We start from the raw sequence: 21,969 nt of genomic DNA, 5'->3' as shown, positions 1-21,969 counted from the left end.
ATCCCGGCGAAGGCCGGAATCTCTATGACGCGCGAGGACGCACGATCGAGACCCCGGCCTTCGCCGGGGCGACGGAATTCATGCGAGGGAAGGCGGGCCCGTGCTTGGAGGAAGCGGTGAAGCGACGCCGGGCGCGAAGCCAAGCGACGGCCGCGTTACGGGTGCCGGTTCAACGGCCAGCGGCGCGGCGGCAAGCACCGGCAGATCTGGAAGGATCGGCGCGTTCGCAAGCGCGCCCCACGGGCAATGCTGTTGCCCCGACGCCACCTCGTGCTCGCCGACCTTGTCGATCGGAATCGTCATCGTCGCGCCGGGATTGGCGGAGTCCGAACAGATGCGCACGGTAATCGACCCCGACGCATCGCTCTCGATCATCCAGCCGGGCGCGACCAGTACCCGCGCCGCAAGTGCGAGTAGCACAGGCAGCAAGAACAGGATGCCGGGGCGGCGAAAGGCGGCGAGCAGGCTCACGCGTCGCGCCTTATGGCGCGCCTGCGCCGTTGGCAAGTGGACCGATTGCCCTATACGGCCGCGGCGACAATCTTGGCCCAATCAGCCTCGTCGATCACCTTGATGCCGAGCGCGCTTGCCTGCTTGAGCTTCGACCCCGCGCCCGGCCCGGCAACGACGAGGTCGGTCTTTGCGCTGACGCTGCCCGCAGCCTTGGCGCCGAGCGCTTCGGCCTGTGCCTTGGCTTCGTCGCGGCTCATCGTCTCAAGCTTGCCGGTGAAAACGACGGTCATCCCTGACACCTCGCTTGTCCGCGTTTCGACGACGTAGAGCGGCGGTGACACTTCGGAGAGGAGGTCGTTCCACAAATCGCGGTTGTGCGGTTCGTGGAAGAAATCGGTGAGCGCCTCGGCGACCGCCGGGCCGATGCCGTCAGCGCGCACTTCCAGGATCGCTTTGATTGCGTCCATCTTCCGCGCGACGAATTTGCCCTCGGATTCGCCCTCGCCCTGCGGGTTCGCTTCCAGATAGGCTTGGATTTCGGCCGCCTTTTCCGGGAGGCGCCTTATGTCGCCCAGCCCCTTGAGCAAATCGCGTGCCGTGACGGCGCCGACGTGACGGATGCCGAGGCCGAAGAGCAGGCGCGCCGCATCAGGCGCGCGTTTCGCCTCGATCGCGGCGAAGAGATTGTCGACCGACTTTTCCTTCCAGCCTTCGCGGCCGAGCAGGTCGGCGCGATGCTTCTTCAGCCGGAAGATGTCGGCGGGCCCCTTGTCGAGCCAGCCAAGCTCCAGAAACTCGGCGATGCTCTTTTCGCCCAGCCCCTCGATGTCGAGCGCCCCGCGGCTGACGAAATGGCGCAGGCGCTCAAATTTCTGTGCGTTGCAGATGAGACCGCCGGTGCAGCGCACATCGACCTCGCCCTCTTCGGCGACCGCCTCGCTGCCGCACACCGGGCAATGGTCGGGGAAGATATAGGGCGCGCGATCGTCGTCGCGGGTCAGGTTTTCGACGACCTGCGGGATCACGTCGCCGGCGCGCTGGATGACGACACGGTCGCCGGGACGCACCCCCAACCGGCCGATCTCGTCACGGTTGTGGAGCGTGACGTTCGAGACGACGACACCGCCGACGGTGACGGGGGTGAGGCGGCCGACGGGGGTCAGCTTGCCGGTGCGGCCGACCTGGATGTCGATCGCTTCCAATGTGGTCTGCGCGCGTTCGGCGGGGAATTTATGCGCGATGGCCCAGCGCGGCGCCTTGGCGACGAAGCCCAGCCTTTGCTGCCAGTCGAGCCGGTCGATCTTGTAGACGACGCCGTCGATATCATAGTCCATCTCGGCGCGGCGGCGCTCGATTTCGGCATAGTGCGCGAGGAGGGCGGCGACGCTGTCGGCGCGTTTCAGGAGCGGCGAGACGGGCACGCCCCAGCCCTCGATCGCCTTCATCACCGCATATTGCGTATCGGCGGGCAGCGCGCTCACCTCGCCCCAGCCATGCGCGAGGAAGCGCAGCGGTCGCGACGCGGTGACGCTCGCATCCTTTTGGCGCAGCGATCCGGCGGCAGCGTTGCGCGGGTTGGCGAACTGGCGCGCCTTTTCCGGGTCTTCGGCTTCGGCGAGCAGCCGCGCGTTGAGCGCGGTGAAATCGGCCTTCGCCATATAGACCTCGCCGCGAATCTCGAAGACGTCGGGGGCATCGCCCCTTAATTCCTGCGGGATGTCGGCGATGTGGCGGACGTTCGCGGTGACATCCTCTCCGACGCTGCCGTCGCCCCGCGTCGCCGCCTGGATCAGCTTGCCCTTCTCGTAACGCAGCGAGCAGGAGAGGCCGTCGATCTTGTCCTCGGCGGTCATTGCGACGACCGCGTCGGCACCCAGGTTGAGGAAACGCCGCACGCGCGCGGCGAATTCCTCGACATCCTCCGCCGAAAAGGCGTTGTCGAGGCTCATCATCCGCACCGCGTGGGCGACCTTGGCGAGCGGCGACGCCTCGACCGCGGCGCCGACGAGCCGGTTCGGGCTGTCGGCGCGGATCAGATGCGAGAAAGCCTCCTCGATCGCGTTGTTGCGGCGAACGAGCGCGTCATAGTCGGCATCCGAAATCTCGGGCGAATCCTCGGCGTGATAGAGTTTGTTATGATGGGCGATCTGCTTCGCCAGCCGCATCAATTCATTGGCGGCATCGGCCTCGGACAGCGATTCGATTTCGGTCATGCACCGGTCTTTGCCACCGGCTTGAATTCGGCGCGAGTACCAAATCCTGCGATAAGCGGGCGCCCCCTTTTGATCGCGTCCTGCACCGCGGGGAGCTTCAGCGAGGCGGCGTGCGCTTCCTTGCTCTCCCACAGTTCGACGATCCAGATCGCGTCGGCATTCACGCTGTCCTCGCCGATCAGATAGCCCATATTGCCGGGCATCGATCCCGTCCCTTCGGACAGGATCGCGACGAGCGCCGCGCGCTGCCCCGGTTGCGCCATCATCTGGCCGATCAGGCCATATTCGGGAACAAGCTCTTCCATTCGCGCCTCCAGCGCCTGCAATTGACCCGTCGGCAGCAGCACGGCCGCCATCGCCAACAGCGCGGCAAGATGCTCGCGCCGGTTCATTTCGCGATCACCAGAACATGCACCGCGCGCCGGATGCGAAAGCCGAGCGATTCATAGAGTGCGATCGCGCCCGCATTGTCGGCATAGCTGTGGAGGAATGGCGTCTCGCCGCGCGCCATCATCTGGCGCATGACATGGCCGATCAAAGCGCGCGCATAGCCGCGGCCGCGGCAGTCCGCCCATGTCGACACCCCGCTGACTTCGGCCATGCCGGGGACCAGGATGCGCTGCCCCGCCATCGCGAGCAGGCGGCCGTTTTCACGAATCCCGAAAAAGGGCCCGTAGCGATGCGTTTTGGGCCCCCACGGGCCGGGCCGGGCATGGTCGGCAAGCGCGGTCATTTCGGGCGCGTCATCGTCACCGAGCGGGAGGATCGCGGGTTCGCCGTCGCGCGGCGGCGGCGGAGCCCCTTCGGCAACCATCTGCGCCAGCACCGCACGCTTCACCTCGCGCGTGCCGCGAGGGAGCGGCCACGGCTCGCCCTCGACAATCCAGATTTCGCCGTCGTCGGGCACCAGTGCGGCCAGTGCCGCTTGCGCCGCTGCGCCGGCGTCCGCAGCGGTGCCGAAAACGCCATAACCGCGATCGATCCGCACCGCTTGGCCGTCACCCTCGGCAAGATGCGCCTGCCGGCCGGTGAGCATGGTCCAAACGGGTCGGTCGAGGGGATGCGGCGCCGTCATGCCACCACCTCCAGCAATCTTTCGGCTTGCGCGCGCGCTTCCGCAGTCACTTCGGCGCCCGACAGCATTCGCGCGATTTCCTCGCGGCGCCCGGCGGCGTCGAGTGCGTGGACGCTGGTGCGCGTGACTGTGCCTTCGCTCGATTTGGCGATGATGAAATGCGCCGCGCCCTTGGCGGCAACCTGCGGGCTGTGCGTCACCGCGAGCAATTGTTTGCCCGCGCCCGCCAGCCTTGCCAGCCGCTCGCCGATCGCGCTCGCAACAGCGCCGCCGACGCCGCGGTCGATTTCGTCGAAAATGATCGTGTCGGCGCCGCCCTCTTCGGCGAGCGCGACCTTCAGCGCGAGGATGAAACGCGACAATTCGCCGCCCGATGCAATTTTGGCGAGCGGTGCGAAGGGCGCGCCGGGATTGGTCGAAATGAGAAACTCGACACGGTCCATGCCCTCCGGCCCCCAGCGTTCGGCGGGCAGCCGTTCGACCAGCGTCTGGAAGCGCGCGGCGTCTAGCTTGAGCGGCACCAGTTCGCCCGCGACGGCGGCGTCCAGGCGCCCCGCCGCTTTGCTGCGCTGGTCGGACAGCGCGGTCGCGGCGTGGGTGTAAGCCGCGGCGCTTTCGGCCACCGCACTTTCGAGTTTCGCGAGCCCGGCGCTGCCGCCCTCGATCGCGTCGAGCCGCGCCGCGAGCGTTCCGGTCAGTTCGGCCAGTTCGTCAGGCTGGACATTGTGCTTGCGCGCCATCGCACGTAGCTCGAACAGCCGCGTCTCGGTCGCCTCCAACCGTTCGGGATCATATTCCATCGCACGCGCGGCTTCATGCAGCTTGGTCTCGGCCTCTTCCGCTTCGATGATCGCGCGGTCGAGCGCGGCGAGCGCTTCGGCGAGCAGCGAATGGTCGCCCGCCAGCCGGTCGAGCCGCCGCGCCGCGCCGCGCAGTTGTGCCGGACCGCTGTCGCTGCCCTCGAACGCTTCCATGATCGCGCCAAGGTCGCCCGCGAGCCGCTCACCCTTTTGCATCGCCGCGCGCGCTGCCGACAGTTCGGCGTCCTCGCCGGGTTGCGGTGCAAGGGCCCGAAGCTCGGCGACGCAATGTTCGAGCCATTCGCGGTCGCGCTCGGCTTCGGCGATGGCGGCCTGGGCAGCGTGAAGCTTTTCTTCGGCAGCGCGCCACGCGGCATGGGCCGCGCCGACGCCGCGCGTGTCGGCGCGGGCATAGGCGTCGAGCAGCGCGCGATGCCCCGCGGGCGCGAGCAGGCCGCGATCATCGTGCTGGCCGTGAATTTCGACCAGATAGCCGCCGATTTCGCGCAACAGGGCGGCCGAGCACGGCTGATCGTTGAGGAAGGCACGGCTGCCGCCATCGGCCTTGAGCGAGCGGCGGACGAGCAACGGTTCGCCCGGTTCCAGCACAATGTCGTTATTGGCAAGCAATGCGGCGAGCGGCGTCCCCGATGCGGGCGCCGCGAAACTCGCGGTGACCTGTGCCTGCCCGCTGCCCTGTCGCACCAGCGCGCTGTCGGCGCGGGCGCCGAGCGCAAGGCCGAGCGCATCGAGCAAGATCGACTTGCCCGCCCCCGTTTCCCCGGTCAGCACGCCCAGCCCACGCTCGAAATCCAGGTCGAGCCGTTCGATCAGAACGATATTGGCGATGGAAAGCGCCGTCAGCATGTCCCGCCCTTACCGCAGAACAAAGGCAGAATCTATGCGCAGTATCAAGCGCTCGGGGCGTTCTTCTGCATCAGCTTATAGGCGCGCTCATACCATTCATTGCCCGGATAGTTGGCACCCAGCACGGCGGCCGATTTTTTCGCCTCCGCCGGGATGCCGAGCGCCAGATAGCATTCGGTCAGGCGATAGAGGGCCTCCGCGGCGTGGCTCGTCGTCTGATATTTGTCGACGACCTCGCGAAAGCGGATCGATGCCGCAAGCCAGTTCGAGCTGCGCTGGTAGAAACGGCCGATCTCCATTTCCTTGCCTGCAAGGTGATCCTGAACTAGGTCGACCTTGAGCCGTGCGTCGGAGGCATAGCGACTGTCGGGATAACGGCGGATCACTTCGCCCAGCGCGGCCTGCGCCTGCTGCGTGATCTTCTGGTCGCGCGTCACGTCGCTGATCTGCTCATAATAGCTGAGGCCGATCAGATAATAAGCGTAGGGCGCATCCTTGTTGCCCGGATGGATCGCCAGAAATCGCTGCGCGGCCTCGATCGCGGGGGTATATTCGCGGTCCATATAATAGCTGAACGAGCTCATCAGCTGCGCGCGGCGTGCCCAGGGCGAATAGGGATGCTGGCGCTCGACCTCGTCGAACAGCGCCGCTGCGAGGCCATATTGGCCGCGATCGAGCCGGTCCTGCGCCGCGCGGTACAGCGTATTGACGTCGCGGGCGACGTAACGCGTATCCTTTTTGACATTGCCGCCCCCGGCACAGGCCGCCAGCATGGGGGTAATCGCAAGTGCGGCGGCGAGCAGGCGCAGGGTCGCGCGCGAAGGGGCATGTTGAGTCATGCGCGCGGTATAGCCACAGCGCGGATGAACGCAAAATAAATGATGGGGTCCGGCGCCGCGTTACGGCGCTTTTACGACGCACCCCTTGGGCGCGTCGGCCGGTGCGGGAACGCGGCGGGCGGTCTTGATCGTCACTTGCGGGTCGAGCATCTGGCCGACCATCACCCCCTCGCCCGCGGTGGGCGAGATCGGGGCGTTGAAGATTGCCGCAGCGACGTCGGCGCCGGCGACGATTTCGCCAAACACCGCGAAGCCCGCGCCGTCGCCGCCGACGGCTTCCGAATCGAAACCCTTGATGTCCGACAGCAGCAGGAAAAAATCGCTTGTCGCATCGCCGGGGTTGAGCCGCGCCATCGACAGCGCACCCTTGCAGTTGGTCAGGCCGGTGGCCTTTGTCGGTTCATGCGCGATCGGCGGAAAATTCTTGCGCGCGTCGCCGCGATTGCCTGCCTGGACAAGCTGGTTCGCCGGACCCCAGCTTTTCGTCGAGCGATAGAATTTGAACCCGTCCATCCGCTTGGTATCGACATAGCGGAGGAAATTTGCGGCCGTGACCGGCGCGCGTTTATTCTCGATCCGAACGATGATCGTGCCCGCGTCGGTCACCAGCGCGACATGGGGGCGCGTTTCGGGCGCCTCGACCTGCGGGACGGGCAGCGGCGGCGGTGGCGGCGGCGGCGCCATCATCGGTCGCACGGTTTGCGGGCGCGGCGCGGGCGCCGGGACGGTAGCAGGCGCCATCTGCGCTGCCGCCAGGACAAAAGCGGGAAATATCGTCAGCATGGCCCGATATTAAGCGCAAAGCGGCGGCGAGCGCGAGCCTTTTTGCCGCGCCTCATCGCCGACGACGCCACCACAGCCTGACCCCGCTGAGACACAGCCAGAGCGACACGATACCACCGAACAGCACCAGCAAGCGCCCGCCGAGCCCGAACGCCTTTCCCGAATGGAGCGGATATTGCCAGGCAAAGAATTGGTCGCCGGCGCTGGTGCCATTGTCATGCCGCGTCCCGGTGATCCGCCCGTCGTCCATCGCGACATAGTGCCACAGCCGCCCCTGGTCGTCGCGATCGCGCGCGTCGAACGTGCGCACCGCATACACTCCATGATCGGGAAACAGCCGGACGCTGTGGACGCGCCCGCCGGTGTCGCGGATAATCTTCGCCATCGCCGCATCGACGCCGATCGTCCGCGCCCCGCCCTGCGGCACGTCGGCCATGCTTTCGTGGAGGCGGCCGCTGATTGGCGAGACGAGCGCGACCGCCTCGCGGCTGTCGTCGGGCCAGGCGAGCGTGACGCCCGTCACCGCGAGGACAAGCGTTACGGGCAGGAACCAGAGGCCCCACGCGCGGTGCGAATCGAACAGCCGCTTCAGGCTGCCGCGCCGCCCCTGGGTACGAAACGCGCGCAGCCAGTGCATGCCTTTGGGAAAGGACAGCATCGCCGCGATCGCGTGATCGATGACCCACAGCAGCGACACGAGCCCGAAGAACCAGGTCATCCAGGGTCCCGCGAGCAGGTCGATATGCAGGCCGTAGAGGATGTCCATCGCATGGCGGCGGTCGAAAATGATCGCGCCGCTTTCGCGCCAGCCAAGGATCGACCCGTCGCGCGGATCGGCAAAGACCTGCACCGGCCGCTGGCCGCCCGCGACGGACATGCGGCCCATCATCCACAGGCTGTCCTTGGCATGGCCCGGCAGCTCGATCATGTTCGGGGCAAAGCCGGGCAGCGCGCGTTCGGCCGCGGCAACCGCATCGCCGATGGGCGCGCGCTCCGCCGATGCGGGCACCGTCCGCCAATCGGCGTTCAGCGCGCTGTCGAGTTCATCGTAAAAGGTGACCGCGATGCCGGTGAGCGCGAGCAGCGCAAGCCACAGCCCGGCGAGGAGCCCGAACCAGCGGTGCCACAGCTTCAGCGCATGGCGCGGCCGCCGCCGGACGGCCGCGCCAGCCATCAGAAGCGAATAGACGCGGTCAGGCGGACGTTGCGGCCCGGTTCGGGCAGCCCCGACACGATCGCATAATCGGGCAGGCCGATCTGGCCGTAATCCGCGACGCTGGCATGCGCGATATAGCGCTTGTCGAAGAGGTTATAGACCGCCGCTTGCAATTCCAGCCGATCGGTCCCGAACGGGCGCCAGCTGCCGAACAGGTCGACCGTGGTATAGCCGGGCTTGTCGATGAACTGCGTTTCCGAAATATCGTCGGGATAAAGCTGCACCTCGCGAAACAGCACCTCGATATTGTCGAGATCGTCATAGCGGGTCAGGCTGGCGCGGAAATTGACATGATCGTTCGGCTGGAAACCGGCGGTCACCGACCAATTGTCCCCCATCGAATTGCCGAGCGCGATATGCTCATAACCCTCGATCCGGTTGCCGTTCAGCCGCGAATCATAGTGATTATAATAGCCGTCGATGCTGAAGGGGCCAGCGCGATACCCGGCGCGCAGCTCGATGCCCTTCGATTTGAACTTGCCGACATTCTCGTAATAGACCGCGTCCTGGATCGGCTGCGCGGCGTCGCGCCCCAGCTGGTCGAGGATGACTTCGTCGATCGTCATCTCATAATAGACCGCCGACGCGGTGAAGCCGCCAAGATCATATTTCACGCCGCCTTCGATGTTATCGACGCGTTCGGGCCGGAGCGTCGGCGACAGCGACAGGCGCCCCGGACGCTTTTCCAGCGTGAAGGCATCGCCGATTTCCTTGCCGCGAAACGCCTCTGCGAAACCGGCATTGACGCTGAGGCCCGGCACAAGCTCCAGCTCGGCACCGACATTGAAGCTCAGCCCGTCGCTCTTCGTGCCGGTGCGATAGGTCGTCTGGTCAAGGTCATAGGCGTCGTAACGCGCGCCAAAGCTGATCAGCAGCGGTTCGGCGGCGCGCCAATGGTCCTGGACATAGACGCCCATCAGCGACCCTTTTTCAACGAAACGGCCGACCGCAGGGTCCCATGCCCACGGCTGCCACATCGCCGGATCGCCAAGATATTCGCTCGTCACTTCGTCGCGGCGATGCTCGGCACCGACGGTGATGTCGTGGTTCGCGATCGCAAACCTGGCGCGAACGTCGAAGCCCCAGGTTTCGATTTCGGCGCCATAGAGCCCCCAGCGATCGAAGCGATCCTGCGAGAAATTGGTGCGCGTCCAATATCCCGTCGCCTCGACACCCACGCCGCTGTCGCCTTCATAGCCATAGTTCAGCACGGCGGTCTGCCGCTTGCCCCTGGCCTCGAACAGGCGATCACCGGCGAGCACGGGCCAATTCGGCCGCTGGCCGAAGCGGCCGCTTTCGCGCCGCTGTTCGTAGCTGGCGGTGACGCGGTGACCGCCGCCCAGTTCGCCGCCGACCTTCACAAACCCCAGATTCTGCTCGGCCCCGGTCGCAAGCTGGCGCACCCCGTCGCCATCCCGATAGGGGTCACGGTTCACATGGACGTAGGAGGCGAGGATACCGATATCGCCGGCGATGCGGCCAAAGACGGTGCCGCTCAGCTTATAACCGTCGTTGCTGAACCAGCCGGCCTTTGCGATGCCGCCGATGTCGCGGCCATCCTGCAACATGTCGACGGCGTTGCGCGTGCGGAAGCGAATCGCCCCGCCGACCGCGCCGAACCCCGCGGTTGCCTCGCCCGGGCCGGCCTGGACATCGACGGTTTCCAGCAGTTCGGGCTCGATCGTCACGCGGCCGATATGGTGGAACAGCGTGCCGCGCTGCGGCGCCCCGTCGATCGTCACGTTCAGCAACGAATCCTCGAGCCCGCGGACATATATCTTCTGCGCCACCCCGACCCCGCCACCGACCGATACCGACGGAACGCCGCGGAACAGGTCGGCCAGGTCGTTCGCCTGGATGATCTCGATTTCCTCGCGGTCGATCTCGACGTCGGTCAGCGCACCGACCACGACGATGTCGCCCGTCGATGCGGCTTCGCCTTCCTCCGCTTGGGCGGCATGGCTTGCCAGCGCGAGCGCGGTGGCGCAGCTCATCAGGATCTTGGTGCGAATTTTCATCGAGGCCCCCACAGGTTACATGTTCGCGGGCGGCCTAGTCGCTATTGCGAACCATTGTCAACAACAGCGCGGATTGGAAAATGGAAAAAGGCGCGTTAGGCAGCGGCGGGACCCGATGGAGAGCCATGATGACCGAGACGCCGAAACCCGACGCCGCGCCGGAACCGACCGTCCCCGCACCCGCCCCGCCAGCCGCCGAAATCGGCTCGCGCTTCCTGCGCTATCTGCCGTTCATCACGGTCGCCCATTTCCTGATCGGCTTGCCCGCACTGATCGCTTCGCTCGCGCTCGCCTGGTTTGCGTTCGTCCAGGCTGATGCGACGCAGAAGATGCAGACCGGCGGCGTCATGCCCTTCGTCACATTCGGGACGAGCAACGGGGACGAGGAAGGCAATCAGGATATCGCGCTGACGCTGACCAACAATGGCGTCGGTCCCGCAATCCTGGGCCCCATCGAAATCCGCTATGAGGGCAAGCCGATCAGCACTCCGCTCGAATTGCTGAGGACGTGCTGCACCCAAGCCGAGCCGCGCGCGCTGCGCTTTTCGACGTCACCCTCGACCGGGATTGCCGTGCGGCCCGGCGAAACCATCGAATTCGTCAGCTTCCCGCGCAGCGCCGCATCCGAAAAAGTGTGGCAGGCGCTGAACAAGGAGCGATGGAAGCTCAAAGTCCGGTCCTGCTATTGCTCGATCTTCAACGATTGCTGGATCACCGAAGGCATGCAGGGCCTGCCCAGGGCGGTGAACAAATGCCCTGCCGACTGGTCGCTCTATCGCGAAGATGCCGGGAACCGGATCGCGGGGATCGAAACAAAATAATTCGACCGAAGCGCCCCCACGATGCCGCCGCGGGCTGACCAGTTGCGTCTTTATTGCCATCGAGCCAAGCGGCACGCGCCGCGCGGTTCTTAGGGCCTGGACCCTAGGCGTTGGTGCAGCTCAGTCCTTTTGGCTTCCCGCTCTTACCGCTCGCAAAATGGCGCGTCAGAACCATGCGCTGCTGAAGCTCCGCCGTCACGGCATGCTGGACCCAGCGATCGCCCAGCCTGGCAATGACGACCTTCTGCCGGAGGGCGCGGTCGATGTCGCGCATGTCATCGGCCTCTGGTCTTTGGTCGACGATGCGCCCGGCATACATGGGGTCGCCAAGTTCGGACGCGCGGCGCTCCCACTGGCCGCGTCGCGTCTGATCGAGTTCGACCCAGAAATAATGGTTGGCAACATGATAAGCGGCCGATGAACTGCCTTTGCCTGCGCGCTGAATCCATATGGAAGGTCCGCTGCGCGCGGTTTCGAGTGCGGCGCGGGCGCTGCGAAGCTGCGCGACGTAAAAATATCGCTCGTTCATACCGCCCGCATCGCATGTGGAAAGCATGTTGCGATTGCGATAGCCGTTCTCCAGCAAACGGATCGCGGCATCGTAGAAAACCAGCTTGTACCGTTTTTCCGGGGTGCGCTGGCCTTCCCACATCCACTTGTCGGACATGAACTCCATCGTATCGGGGTCGCCGACACGGATGGCACGGCTCGCCCAAATCTTGCCGCGCCGCACATCCTCGCGAACGAGGGCATATTCCTGCCAGACTTGCCCCGTGGCGCGAACGTCGCCTTTGTCGGCCTTTTGGATCAAGGCGCGCAATTCGCTGTCGGGCATCGGGCCGACGCAGGCACAGGCGCTGGTCGGGACACCGACGAGGCCCGACACGGCAATCGCGGCGGCCCCCAGACACAGCATCGCCCATTTACGCATCGGCCCACGCCCCCTGCCAATTTGCTCCATTCCTAACATTGGCGGCGCCAAAAAAAAGGGGCCGCCTCTCGGCAGCCCCTTCTCTTGTCCGATAATCGAAGCGCTTAGTCCTTCAGGAAGTCGGGCACATGACCCTGGTCTTCCGGACCTTCGCTGCGTTCGCGGCGCGGGCCACGGTCGCCGCGGCCTTCGCCGCCGCCGTCGCGGCGCGGGCCGCGATCACGGCCACCGCCGCCACGCGGGCCACGATCGCCACGGCCTTCACCGTCGCGGCGCGGTCCGCGGTCGCCGCGCGGTTCGCGCGCCGGGCGGGTGTCTTCCAGTTCTTCGCCGGTTTCCTGATCGACGACGCGCATCGACAGGCGAACCTTGCCGCGCTGGTCGATCTCGAGAACCTTGACCTTGACTTCCTGGCCTTCGCTCAGGACGTCAGCGACCTTCTCGACGCGCTCGTTGGCGATTTCGCTGACGTGGACCAGGCCGTCCTTGCCGCCCATGAAATTCACGAACGCCCCGAAATCGACCAGGTTGACGACCTTGCCGTCATAGATCTTGCCGACTTCGGCTTCCTCGACAATGCCGCTGATCCACTTGCGGGCAGCCTCGATCTGGTCGAGATCGCTCGACGAGATCTTGATCAGGCCTTCGTCGTCGATGTCGACCTTGGCGCCGGTGGTCGCGACGATCTCGCGGATCACCTTGCCGCCGGTGCCGATGACGTCGCGGATTTTCGCCTTGTCGATCTGCATCGTTTCGATGCGCGGCGCGTGCGCCGACAGCTCGGTGCGGGCTTCGCCCAGCGCCTTCGCCATTTCGCCGAGGATGTGCGCGCGGCCTTCCTTGGCCTGGTTCAGAGCAGCTTCAAAAATCTCGCGCGTGATGCCCGCGATCTTGATGTCCATCTGCATCGTGGTGATGCCTTCGGACGTGCCCGCGACCTTGAAGTCCATGTCGCCAAGGTGATCTTCGTCGCCCAGGATGTCGGACAGGATCGCAAAATCCTTGCCTTCGAGGATCAGGCCCATCGCAATACCCGAAACCGGACGCTTCAGCGGAACGCCGGCGTCCATCATGGCAAGCGAACCGCCGCAAACCGACGCCATCGACGACGAGCCGTTCGACTCGGTGATGTCGCTGGTGATGCGGATGGTATAGGGGAACTCGTCCTTCGTCGGCAGCACCGCGTGCAGCGCGCGCCAGGCGAGCTTGCCATGGCCGATGTCGCGGCGGCTGGGCGCCCCGAAACGACCCACTTCACCGACCGAATAGGGCGGGAAGTTATAGTGCAGCATGAAGTTCGAGTAGCTGAGGCCGTTCAGGCCGTCGATCATCTGCTCGCTGTCCTTGGTGCCCAAGGTGCAGGTCGCGATCGTCTGCGTCTCGCCGCGCGTGAACAGCGCCGAGCCATGCGCGCGGGGCAGGAAGTGCGTTTCGGCCACGATCGGACGAATCTGCGTCGTCGTGCGGCCGTCGATGCGCTTGCCGTCCTTCAGGATGGCGCCGCGAACGATTTCGGCTTCCAGCTTCTTCATCAGCTTGCCGGCGGCCATCTGGTCCTGCGGCGCGGCGTCGGCGAAAGCTTCCTTGGCCTTGGCACGGGCTTCGTTCAGCGCGTTCGAGCGGGCCGATTTGTCGGTCAGCTTGTACGCGGCGGCGATGTCCTTGCCGATCAGCTTCTTCAGCTTGTCCTTGGCCGCGGTCAGGTCGGCCTGTTCGGCCATGTCCCAGGGATCCTTGGCAGCCTGTTCGGCCAGCTTCACGATCGCCTTGACGACCTCCTTGCACGCGTCGTGCGCGAACAGCACGGCGCCGAGCATGATCTCTTCCGACAGCTCATTGGCTTCGGATTCGACCATCATCACTGCGTCGTACGTCGCAGCGACGACCAGGTCGAGGTCGCCTTCGACAACCTGCGCGTCGGTCGGGTTCAGGATATATTCGCCATCGACATAACCGACGCGCGCGGCGCCGATCGGGCCCATGAAGGGCACGCCCGAAATGGTAAGCGCAGCCGACGCGGCGACCATCGCCAGAATGTCGGGCTCGTTGTGGCCGTCATAGCTCAGAACCTGGGCAATGACGTTGATTTCGTTATAGAAACCTTCGGGGAACAGCGGACGGATCGGACGATCGGTCAAACGCGAAACCAGCGTTTCCTTTTCGGTCGCGCCGCGCTCGCGCTTGAAAAAGCCGCCGGGAATGCGGCCCGCGCCCGAATATTTTTCCTGATAGTGGACAGTCAGGGGGAAGAAGTCCTGCCCTTCCTTGACCGTCTTGGCGGCGGTGACCGCGGCCAGGACCATCGTTTCGCCGAGCGTCGCGACAACCGCGCCATCGGCCTGACGGGCAACCTTGCCCGTTTCGAGCGTCAGCGTTTCACCGCCCCACTCGATCGATACTTTTTTCACGTCAAACATGTGGTTTCCTTCGCCCGCCGGGCCCTATGCCGGGCGGGGCCTCTGATTCCGGGCAATCCGGCCCGGGGCGGTCTAGGGCGTCTGTCTGCCCCGATGGCGGCCCCGCCGAATGCGGGAGCGGCCCTGTGGTCCGGCATTTTGCGCGGAGCCAATATGACAGCGGCCCCGGAAAACCGGGGCCGCCAGAAATTCTTATTTGCGGAGACCCAGCTTCGCGATCAGTGCCGAATAGCGGGCCTCGTCCTTCTTTTTCAGATAGTCGAGGAGGCTACGGCGCTTGTTGACCATCATCAGAAGGCCGCGGCGGCTGTGGTTGTCCTTGTGATTCGCCTTGAAGTGATCGGTCAGGTTGTTGATGCGGTCGGTCAGGATCGCAACCTGGACTTCCGGCGATCCGGTATCACCCTTTTCGCGGGCATTGTCCTTGATGACTTCGGCTTTGCGCTCGGCGGTAATCGACATAAACTCTTTTCCTCGAACATCCTTGCTTACAGATTGAAGCCCCGGACGACCTTCAGCGTTCCCGCCAAAACCTCGATCAGGGCGACGGGACGCTGTTCGCTGTCCCTTCCCCAATAGAGCCCGTCATCCGTGCTACACCCGGTCCAGACGCGACCCTGACGGATCGCCCCTACCGCTTCCGGGGAAAGGTTCAGAGCCGGGATGTCGACCAGCCCTGCCTCAAGCGGCAGAAATACTTCTGATTGCGCGGCCCCTTGGCCGAACGCGTTCAATTTGTCCAGCGAAATCGCCTGTTCGAGGCCGAATGGCCCCGCCCTGGTGCGGCGGAGCATCGTGACATGGCCGACGGTGCCGACGGCATGTGCGATGTCGCGCGCGAGGCTGCGGATATAGGTGCCTTTCGAGACATGCGCGGTGAGGGTGATGGATTCAAGCCGCCCTTCCCCCCTTTCGTCACCCCGGACTTGATCCGGGGTCCATTCATCGGACTCTGGCATGGATGCCGGATCAAGTCCGGCATGACGAAGCGAGTGGATCGTCACCGCTCGCGCCTTCATCTCGACCTCTTCGCCCTTGCGCGCCCGGTCATAGGCGCGTTGCCCGTCGATCTTGATCGCCGAGTAAGCGGGCGGCACTTGTTCGATCGCTCCGGTGAAACGCGGCAGCACCGCTTTAACGTCCGCCAGCGTCGGCCGCACACCGCTCGTCGCGACAACCTCCCCTTCGGCATCGAGCCCGGCGGTCTCGGTCCCGAACGTCACGGTAAAGTCGTAAATCTTGCTCGCATCGAGCATTCGTCCGCACAATTTCGTCGCCTCGCCCAGCGCGATGGGCAACACCCCCGACGCCAGCGGATCGAGCGTCCCGCCATGGCCGACCTTGACCTTGCCCAGCCCCGCCTCACGGCACACGCGCTTCACCGCGCCGACTGCCTGCGTCGAACCGAGTCCCACGGGTTTGTCGAGAATGATCCAGCCGTTCATTCAGCGCCGCTATGGCCCGGAGGCAGGACTGTCAATTTTCGGCCGACGCTTCGGCCTTTTTCGCCGCGGCCCTGTCCTTCCTGGACGGCGGCCCGTCGGACGTGACGAACGAGGTCAGCGGGCAGCTTTCGCCGCGCACGATGATCGAGGAAAAACGGTCGAGCCGCCCGGCGCCGCGCGTTTCGACACCGATCGCCTGGGCGAAATCGACGTCGCGGCAATAGCCGGCGAATGTGCCATAATACCAGTCGCGGCGGCGATCCTGAATCCAGATGCCGCGATTGCCGTCGGCCTTCCAGTTGCGGATCGAGCTGTCGCTGGGAAAGACAATGCTCGATTCGACGCCGAGCGCGCGGGGTTCGTCAGTCGATGCCTGGGAAGCAGGCTCGATGGCCGCCGCCGCAGAAAGGGGAAGCAGCATGGCGGCCAGGGAGAGTGCGAGATTCGATTTCATTGCGAATCGGATAGACCGGCGCGGCTGAACCCATGCTGACCCAACCACGCGTAGAGGCAAAAAAACCTACGAACGCGCGGCCCACTCGTCCGCGAGCAGCGACCAGAGCCCGGTATCACGGACATGGCCGGTCCAAGTGATCCGCTCCGACCGCAGGACGCCCTCCTTTGTGCACCCCAGCTTGGCGACCGCCGCCTGGCTGCGCCCGTTGCGTTCGTCGATGCGAAACTCGATGCGGCGGACCCCGACCGCAAAGGCATGATCGAGCATCAGCCGCTTCACCCGGTCGTTCAACCCTGTCCCGCGGACGGCGGGGTCGATGAAGCTGTTCCCGACCTCGACCGTCTGCGCCGACACGTCGGGACGCAGCCACGCGGTCATGCCGACCAGGCGGTCGCCGGCCAGGATCGCATAAGGCATGCGGCCGCCCCCGCCGATCAGCGCGGCGAAGCTGGTGTCGAAATGATCGGGGCCAAAGCTCGACGAATAGATCGTCCAGATATCGGCGTCGGCGGCGCAGACGGCGCGCAGCGCCTCGCGGTGCGCCGCGCTCAGCCTGACGAGCTTCAGATCGCCATCGGCGAGGTCGACGTAGAGCCGATCAAGCATCGGCGCGCGCGTCCGCGGCTTCGCGCCGCTTCGCCATGAAGTGGCGGCGGCACATTGCGACATAGCGATCGTTGCCGCCGATTTCGGTCTGCGCGCCCTCGACCACCGCGCGGCCCTGTTCGTCGACGCGCAGGTTCATTGTTGCCTTTCGCCCGCATTCGCACACGGCTTTGAGCTCAACCAGCGCGTCGGCGATGCCGAGCAAGGCGGCGGAACCCGGAAACAGCTCGGCCGAAAAGTCGGTGCGCAGGCCATAGCAGAGCACTGGGATGCCCGCCTCGTCGGCAAGCCGTGCCAAGTCCAGCACCTGCGCCCGCGTCAGGAACTGCGCTTCGTCGACGAGCACGCAGGCGAGCGGGCGTTCGCGATGCTCGGCGGTCACGGCGGCGAACATGTCGCTGTCGGGATCGAACTTATGCGCGTCGGCGATCAGCCCGATCCGGCTGGTCACCTGGCCCGCGCCGTAACGATCGTCGAGCGCGGCGGTCCACAGCATCGTTTCCATGCCGCGCTCGCGATAGTTGAAATCCGCCTGAAGCAGCGTGGTCGACTTGCCGGCATTCATGCTGGCGTAATAGAAATAGAGCTTTGCCATGTCCGCGCGATAACCTGCCTGTCGACCCTCGTCACCGTCGAATTGGGCCGCGGCTTGACTCCCCCCCCGCCGCTGTCATGCTGCGCACCAAAAGATGCAGCATAAACAGTGGGGAGAGCTGCGATGCGACTGATGCCGGTGACCGACGCGATGTTCCTGTGGGGGGAAAGCCGCGAAACCCCGATGCACATCGGCGGCATCAATCTTTACACGCTTCCCGACAAGGTCGACGAAACGGAGTGGCTGAACGAACAGCTCGCGCTGCTCCGGCAATCCGAGGGGCTTCGGCGGCCGTTCAGCGAAGTGCTGAAACTGACGCCATTCGGCCAATATGGCCCGATCCGGCTGGAACCCGACCGCGACATCGACATGCACTATCACGTCCGCGCCGCGGCGCTGCCCAAGCCGGGACGCTATCGCGAAATGTTCGAGCTCGCCTCGCGGCTCCATTCGGGCCTGCTCGACCGCACCCGCCCCTTGTGGGAAATCACGCTGATATCGGGCCTGCCGAACCGGCAGATCGCGACGTTCAAGAAGGTGCATCATGCGTTGATGGACGGCGCGGCGAGCATCCATTTCTATAATTCGATGCTGTCCGCCGACCCGGACGAGCGGCGGGCCTTCTCGCCGCTGTCGGTCGAAGCCTATGAAGCCTATAAACGCCAGTTCCCGACGCCGAAAAAGCCGTCGCGCCCAAACCTGACCGACATCAAGGCGATCGGTGATTTCCTGAAAGAGCAGTGGGGAAACAGCGTCGGGGTGACCAAGGCGATGAACCAGTATCTGGCGGCGATGTTCGGGATCGGCGGCGACGGCCTGAGCACCCCCTTTGCGGGCGTGCCGCGCACCAGTTTCAACCGCAATATCACCGGCGCGCGGCGCTTCGTCGCGCAAAGCTGGTCGTTGGAGCGCGTGCGCGCGATGGGCAAGGCCTATGACGGGACGATCAACGACGCGGTGCTGGGCATGTGCGCGGGGGCGATGCGCAAATATCTGCAATCGCTGAACGAACTGCCAGACAAGCCGTTGAAAGCCATGGCGCCGGTATCGATCCGACCCAAGGATGACGTCGATTCGGGCAATTCGGTTGCGTCGGTGACCGCCAATCTGGCGACGCATATCGACGACCCGGCGACGCGGATGGCGATGATCCAGGAATCGATGAATTCGGCGAAAGCGCAGCTGCGGGCGATGACCGCGGCACAGATCCAGCTCTATACCGCCATCACCAGCTTCCCGATGATGCTGACCGCGCTGACGCGCACCGCCGACAAATTTCCCGCATATTCGGTGACGATCTCGAACGTCCCCGGCCCGCGCGAGCAGATGTACTGGAACGGCGCGCGGCTGGACGGCATGTATCCTGCGTCCATTCCGGTGGACGGCATGGCGATGAACATCACGCAGGTGTCGAACAACAAGAATATCGACTTCGGCATCACGGCGTGTCGCCGCAGCGTGCCGCACGCGCAGCGGATGATCGACTATCTGGAAGAGGCGCTGGTCGAGCTGGAAGCGGCGGCGGGGATCAAGGCGAAGAGATAGACTTCTTCACACCGTCGTCCCCGCGAAGGCCGGGATGACGGAAATCTGTTGGGCCAGCCTCAGGCTTCGCCCTCGCCACCCTCCAAATCCCGCGCCACCTTCGGATCGCGCAGCAATTTGTCGATATGGCTTGCCTCGTCAAAGCTTTCGTCGGCGAGGAATTTCAGCTTTGCGGCATATTTCATGCTCATCTTTTCGGCGACGCTCTTTTGCAGCCAGGCGGTGTTGGTGCGCAGCGCCTTGAGCACCGCTTCCTCATCCTTGCCGAGCAGCGATTTCACGAACACCGTCGCGTGGCGCAGGTCCGGCGACATACGCACTTCGGTGATGCTCACCGGCTGCTTCGCCAACTGGTCGTCGTGAACGTCGCCGCGCGCGAGGATTTCAGAGAGGATATGGCGCACCTGTTCGCCAACGCGCAGCACGCGCACCGAGGGGCCGTTGTCCTTTTTCCGGTCCTTTTCGGTCTTCATGGGCGTGTTTTCTCCAACTGGTCGAGCTTGTCGACGATCCGGGCGATCGACCGCATGTTGCGCGCCGTGCCCTTGCACTCCAACCGGCGTTCGATCATCCGCGCGGTCAGTTTGCTGTCGCCCGCACCGTCGCCATAGTCGACATAGAGCGCGCGGTCGCCGAGCGCGATGCGTTCGTTCGGCCTGATCCACTTGTCGGCGGCCAGCGCGTCGAACTGTGCCGCGGTCGGCTGGCCGTCGAGGAACATCGTGTGGACGAACCGATCTTCGTTCGTGCCCGCGAACGGATTGTCGGCAATCGCGGCCGCCAGCTCGTCCCGGCTCCGCACCAGCGCCGCGGCGGTCATGTCGAACCGATCGTCGACCATCAGCGTTAGCTTTTCCTCCAGCCCGCGCGTCGGGCGCGTGGGGTAGGAAAAGATGACGTTGCCGCTGGCAACGACAGTTTCGACATCGCGGAACCCCTCGGCCTCGAACGCGGCGCGCAGGTCGGCCATCGTCAGCCGGTTACCGCCGACATTGATGCTGCCGAACAGCGCCACATAGCGAGCCATAGCGTGGCCTCCACCGCCCTGCGAAGCGGACGCCGGTTACAGCGTCCGTTCGCGCAGTTCGACTTCAAAGACTTCGAGGTGGTCGCCCGCCTTGATGTCGTTCGTATCCGCCAGCACGACGCCGCACTCCAGGCCGGCGCGCACTTCGGCGACATCGTCCTTGAAACGGCGCAGCGACGAGATCGTCGTCGCCGAAACGATGACGTCGTCGCGCGTGAGGCGTGCGTGCAGCCCCTTGCGGATGACGCCTTCGAGCACGAGCAGGCCTGCGGCCTTGTCGCGCTTGCCGGCGGGGAAGACATCCTTGACCTCGGCGCGCCCGACGACATTTTCGATCCGCTCGGGCCCCAGTTCGCCCGCCATTTCCTTCCGGACCTCGTCGGTCAGGTGATAGATGACGTCATGATACATGAAGCGCACCTTTTCGCGCTTTGCGATATCGCGCGCCTTGGCGTTGGGGCGGACGTTGAAGCCGATGATCGGGGCTCCCGTCGCCGCCGCGAGCGTCACATCGCCTTCGGTGATCGCGCCGGCGCCCGCCTGGAGCACGCGGACCTTGATCTCGTCGGTCGATATCTTGTTCAGCGCATTGACGATCGCCTCGACGCTGCCCTGGACATCGCCCTTGATGACCACCGGATACTGGATGACGTTCGCCTTGTCGGCCAGTGCCTCGAACATGCCTTCCAGACTGACCGGCGCCTGCACGGTGCGCTTGCGCGTCGCCTGTTCCTGGCGATAGGCGGCGACCTCGCGGGCGCGCGCCTCATTCTCGACGACGGTCAGCGTATCGCCCGCCATCGGGACGCCGCCGAGGCCGAGGACCTCGACCGGCATCGACGGACCGGCTTCCTTGATCTGCTTGCCATGATCGTCGACCAGCGCACGCACGCGGCCGCTTTCGGCGCCGCAGACAAAGATGTCCCCGACCTTCAGCGTCCCGCGGCGGACGAGGATCGTGGCGACCGGGCCGCGGCCCTTGTCGAGCTTCGCTTCGATCACCGTCCCTTCGGCGGCGCGGTCGGGGTTGGCTTTCAGCTCCATGATCTCGGCCTGCACCGCGATCGCGTCGAGCAGCTTGTCGAGGCCGGTCTTCTTCAGCGCCGAGACTTCGACATTCTGCACGTCGCCGCCCATTTCCTCGACCACCAGCTCATGTTCGAGCAGGCGTTCGCGGACGCGCTGCGGATTGGCGCCTTCCTTGTCGACCTTGTTGATCGCGACGATGATCGGGACGCCCGCCGCCTTCGCATGATTGATCGCCTCGATCGACTGCGGCTTCAGCCCGTCGTCGGCAGCCACCACCAGGATGACGATGTCGGTGACGTTGGCACCGCGCTGACGCATTTCGGTGAAGGCTTCGTGGCCCGGCGTATCAAGGAAGGTAACGAGCGAGCCGTCGGGGGTCTTCACCTGATAGGCGCCGATATGCTGCGTAATGCCGCCGGCTTCGCCCGCCTGCACATTCGCGCCGCGCAGCGCGTCGAGCAGGCTGGTCTTGCCATGATCGACATGGCCCATGATCGTGACGACCGGCGCACGCGGCTTGAGCTGCGCGGCGTCGTCGACATCCTCGTCGTGGCGGATGTCGATATCGCCTTCGCTGACACGCTTGATCTCGTGCCCGAACTCGGTGACGAGCAGTTCGGCGGTATCTTGATCGATCGCCTGGTTGATCGTGACCGGACTGCCCATCTTGAACAGCGCCTTGACCAGGTCGCTGCCCTTTTCGGCCATGCGGTTGGCGAGTTCCTGCACCGTGATGCTTTCGGGCACGACGACTTCGCGGACCTGCTTCTCACGCGGCCCCGACGAGGCGGTATGCGAACGTTTTTCCTTTTCGCGGGCGCGCTTCAGCGCC

General features: G+C 65.1%; 21 protein-coding genes. 2 read left to right on the top strand and 19 right to left on the bottom strand.

What is annotated here, in order from left to right:
• Positions 1-78 precede the first annotated feature (78 nt).
• From A3E77_RS01860 to A3E77_RS01820, 9 genes are read right to left on the bottom strand one after another with little or no spacing between them, the layout of a single operon-like run.
• Positions 79-471: a DUF2946 family protein gene (locus A3E77_RS01860; protein WP_293643209.1), complete on the bottom strand. Its 393-nt coding sequence runs from the start codon at positions 469-471 to the stop codon at positions 79-81.
• 50 nt (positions 472-521) lie between these two features.
• A complete protein-coding gene (gene ligA / locus A3E77_RS01855; RefSeq protein WP_293643208.1) occupies positions 522-2,666 on the bottom strand; it encodes an NAD-dependent DNA ligase LigA in 2,145 nt (714 codons plus the stop codon).
• Positions 2,663-3,058 carry a putative quinol monooxygenase gene (locus tag A3E77_RS01850; RefSeq protein WP_293643207.1) on the bottom strand — a complete coding sequence of 132 codons (396 nt, stop codon included), beginning with the start codon at positions 3,056-3,058 and terminating at the stop codon, positions 2,663-2,665. The genes ligA and A3E77_RS01850 overlap by 4 nt, the downstream gene beginning before the upstream one ends.
• Positions 3,055-3,741 carry a GNAT family N-acetyltransferase gene (locus tag A3E77_RS01845; protein ID WP_293643206.1) on the bottom strand — a complete coding sequence of 229 codons (687 nt, stop codon included), beginning with the start codon at positions 3,739-3,741 and terminating at the stop codon, positions 3,055-3,057. Before A3E77_RS01845 ends, A3E77_RS01850 begins: the two co-directional genes overlap by 4 nt.
• Positions 3,738-5,408, bottom strand: a complete 1,671-nt coding sequence (gene recN, locus A3E77_RS01840) for a DNA repair protein RecN (protein ID WP_293643205.1) — start codon at positions 5,406-5,408, stop codon at positions 3,738-3,740. Before recN ends, A3E77_RS01845 begins: the two co-directional genes overlap by 4 nt.
• Positions 5,409-5,452: 44 nt before the next feature.
• Complete coding sequence (locus tag A3E77_RS01835; RefSeq protein ID WP_293643204.1) at positions 5,453-6,247, bottom strand: outer membrane protein assembly factor BamD; 795 nt, start codon at positions 6,245-6,247, stop codon at positions 5,453-5,455.
• A 60-nt stretch (positions 6,248-6,307) separates the two neighbouring features.
• Positions 6,308-7,030 (bottom strand): peptidylprolyl isomerase, encoded by a 723-nt coding sequence (locus A3E77_RS01830; RefSeq protein WP_293643203.1) that lies wholly within the window; start codon positions 7,028-7,030, stop codon positions 6,308-6,310.
• 52 nt (positions 7,031-7,082) lie between these two features.
• The gene (locus tag A3E77_RS01825) at positions 7,083-8,204 is read right to left on the bottom strand and encodes a PepSY-associated TM helix domain-containing protein (protein ID WP_293643202.1); all 1,122 of its coding nucleotides are present in this window, start codon (positions 8,202-8,204) and stop codon (positions 7,083-7,085) included.
• A complete protein-coding gene (locus A3E77_RS01820; protein WP_293643201.1) occupies positions 8,204-10,264 on the bottom strand; it encodes a TonB-dependent receptor domain-containing protein in 2,061 nt (686 codons plus the stop codon). Before A3E77_RS01820 ends, A3E77_RS01825 begins: the two co-directional genes overlap by 1 nt.
• A gap of 128 nt (positions 10,265-10,392) precedes the next feature.
• Between A3E77_RS01820 and A3E77_RS01815 the strand changes: the two genes are divergently transcribed.
• A complete protein-coding gene (locus tag A3E77_RS01815; RefSeq protein ID WP_293643200.1) occupies positions 10,393-11,085 on the top strand; it encodes a hypothetical protein in 693 nt (230 codons plus the stop codon).
• A 103-nt stretch (positions 11,086-11,188) separates the two neighbouring features.
• Here the strand turns inward: A3E77_RS01815 and A3E77_RS01810 are convergent, their stop codons facing one another.
• The 7 genes from A3E77_RS01810 to A3E77_RS01780 form a co-directional block, all read right to left on the bottom strand.
• Positions 11,189-12,016, bottom strand: coding sequence for a hypothetical protein (locus A3E77_RS01810; protein WP_293643199.1), 828 nt, complete (start codon positions 12,014-12,016; stop codon positions 11,189-11,191).
• Positions 12,017-12,120: 104 nt separating this feature from the next.
• The gene (pnp, locus tag A3E77_RS01805; protein ID WP_293643198.1) at positions 12,121-14,433 is read right to left on the bottom strand and encodes a polyribonucleotide nucleotidyltransferase; all 2,313 of its coding nucleotides are present in this window, start codon (positions 14,431-14,433) and stop codon (positions 12,121-12,123) included.
• Positions 14,434-14,625: 192 nt separating this feature from the next.
• Complete coding sequence (gene rpsO / locus A3E77_RS01800; RefSeq protein WP_293643197.1) at positions 14,626-14,895, bottom strand: 30S ribosomal protein S15; 270 nt, start codon at positions 14,893-14,895, stop codon at positions 14,626-14,628.
• Positions 14,896-14,921: 26 nt separating this feature from the next.
• Positions 14,922-15,878: a tRNA pseudouridine(55) synthase TruB gene (truB, locus tag A3E77_RS01795; protein WP_293643196.1), complete on the bottom strand. Its 957-nt coding sequence runs from the start codon at positions 15,876-15,878 to the stop codon at positions 14,922-14,924.
• Between the two features lie 31 nt (positions 15,879-15,909).
• Entirely contained in the window at positions 15,910-16,332 is a 423-nt protein-coding gene (locus A3E77_RS01790; protein WP_293643195.1) for a DUF6491 family protein, read from the bottom strand.
• Positions 16,333-16,398: 66 nt separating this feature from the next.
• On the bottom strand, positions 16,399-16,941 hold the full coding sequence (locus A3E77_RS01785) for a GNAT family N-acetyltransferase (protein ID WP_293643194.1): 543 nt from the start codon (positions 16,939-16,941) through the stop codon (positions 16,399-16,401).
• Entirely contained in the window at positions 16,934-17,536 is a 603-nt protein-coding gene (locus tag A3E77_RS01780) for a thymidine kinase (protein WP_293643193.1), read from the bottom strand. Before A3E77_RS01780 ends, A3E77_RS01785 begins: the two co-directional genes overlap by 8 nt.
• A 123-nt stretch (positions 17,537-17,659) precedes the next feature.
• Here A3E77_RS01780 and A3E77_RS01775 point away from each other — a divergent pair, with 123 nt between their 5' ends.
• Positions 17,660-19,081 carry a WS/DGAT/MGAT family O-acyltransferase gene (locus A3E77_RS01775; protein WP_293643192.1) on the top strand — a complete coding sequence of 474 codons (1,422 nt, stop codon included), beginning with the start codon at positions 17,660-17,662 and terminating at the stop codon, positions 19,079-19,081.
• 59 nt (positions 19,082-19,140) lie between these two features.
• Here the strand turns inward: A3E77_RS01775 and rbfA are convergent, their stop codons facing one another.
• The 3 genes from rbfA to infB form a co-directional block, all read right to left on the bottom strand.
• Positions 19,141-19,554, bottom strand: a complete 414-nt coding sequence (gene rbfA / locus A3E77_RS01770) for a 30S ribosome-binding factor RbfA (protein ID WP_293643191.1) — start codon at positions 19,552-19,554, stop codon at positions 19,141-19,143.
• Entirely contained in the window at positions 19,551-20,108 is a 558-nt protein-coding gene (locus tag A3E77_RS01765) for a DUF1697 domain-containing protein (RefSeq protein ID WP_293643190.1), read from the bottom strand. Before A3E77_RS01765 ends, rbfA begins: the two co-directional genes overlap by 4 nt.
• A gap of 36 nt (positions 20,109-20,144) precedes the next feature.
• The coding region (infB, locus tag A3E77_RS01760; RefSeq protein WP_293643189.1) for a translation initiation factor IF-2 at positions 20,145-21,969 on the bottom strand (1,825 nt) is incomplete at its 5' end.

The organism is Sphingopyxis sp. RIFCSPHIGHO2_12_FULL_65_19 (genome assembly GCF_001830555.1).
Taxonomy (GTDB): Bacteria; Pseudomonadota; Alphaproteobacteria; order Sphingomonadales; family Sphingomonadaceae; genus Sphingopyxis.
This window is presented reverse-complemented; position numbering and strand designations above follow the sequence as displayed.

Coding starts and splice junctions, on each gene's coding strand:
- ligA (WP_293643208.1), bottom strand. CDS start 2,666: ATGACCGAAATCGAATCGCTGTCCGAGGCCGATGCCGCCAATGAATTG.
- A3E77_RS01850 (WP_293643207.1), bottom strand. CDS start 3,058: ATGAACCGGCGCGAGCATCTTGCCGCGCTGTTGGCGATGGCGGCCGTG.
- A3E77_RS01845 (WP_293643206.1), bottom strand. CDS start 3,741: ATGACGGCGCCGCATCCCCTCGACCGACCCGTTTGGACCATGCTCACC.
- recN (WP_293643205.1), bottom strand. CDS start 5,408: ATGCTGACGGCGCTTTCCATCGCCAATATCGTTCTGATCGAACGGCTC.
- A3E77_RS01835 (WP_293643204.1), bottom strand. CDS start 6,247: ATGACTCAACATGCCCCTTCGCGCGCGACCCTGCGCCTGCTCGCCGCC.
- A3E77_RS01830 (WP_293643203.1), bottom strand. CDS start 7,030: ATGCTGACGATATTTCCCGCTTTTGTCCTGGCGGCAGCGCAGATGGCG.
- A3E77_RS01825 (WP_293643202.1), bottom strand. CDS start 8,204: ATGGCTGGCGCGGCCGTCCGGCGGCGGCCGCGCCATGCGCTGAAGCTG.
- A3E77_RS01820 (WP_293643201.1), bottom strand. CDS start 10,264: ATGAAAATTCGCACCAAGATCCTGATGAGCTGCGCCACCGCGCTCGCG.
- A3E77_RS01815 (WP_293643200.1), top strand. CDS start 10,393: ATGACCGAGACGCCGAAACCCGACGCCGCGCCGGAACCGACCGTCCCC.
- A3E77_RS01810 (WP_293643199.1), bottom strand. CDS start 12,016: ATGCGTAAATGGGCGATGCTGTGTCTGGGGGCCGCCGCGATTGCCGTG.
- pnp (WP_293643198.1), bottom strand. CDS start 14,433: ATGTTTGACGTGAAAAAAGTATCGATCGAGTGGGGCGGTGAAACGCTG.
- rpsO (WP_293643197.1), bottom strand. CDS start 14,895: ATGTCGATTACCGCCGAGCGCAAAGCCGAAGTCATCAAGGACAATGCC.
- truB (WP_293643196.1), bottom strand. CDS start 15,878: ATGAACGGCTGGATCATTCTCGACAAACCCGTGGGACTCGGTTCGACG.
- A3E77_RS01790 (WP_293643195.1), bottom strand. CDS start 16,332: ATGAAATCGAATCTCGCACTCTCCCTGGCCGCCATGCTGCTTCCCCTT.
- A3E77_RS01785 (WP_293643194.1), bottom strand. CDS start 16,941: ATGCTTGATCGGCTCTACGTCGACCTCGCCGATGGCGATCTGAAGCTC.
- A3E77_RS01780 (WP_293643193.1), bottom strand. CDS start 17,536: ATGGCAAAGCTCTATTTCTATTACGCCAGCATGAATGCCGGCAAGTCG.
- A3E77_RS01775 (WP_293643192.1), top strand. CDS start 17,660: ATGCGACTGATGCCGGTGACCGACGCGATGTTCCTGTGGGGGGAAAGC.
- rbfA (WP_293643191.1), bottom strand. CDS start 19,554: ATGAAGACCGAAAAGGACCGGAAAAAGGACAACGGCCCCTCGGTGCGC.
- A3E77_RS01765 (WP_293643190.1), bottom strand. CDS start 20,108: ATGGCTCGCTATGTGGCGCTGTTCGGCAGCATCAATGTCGGCGGTAAC.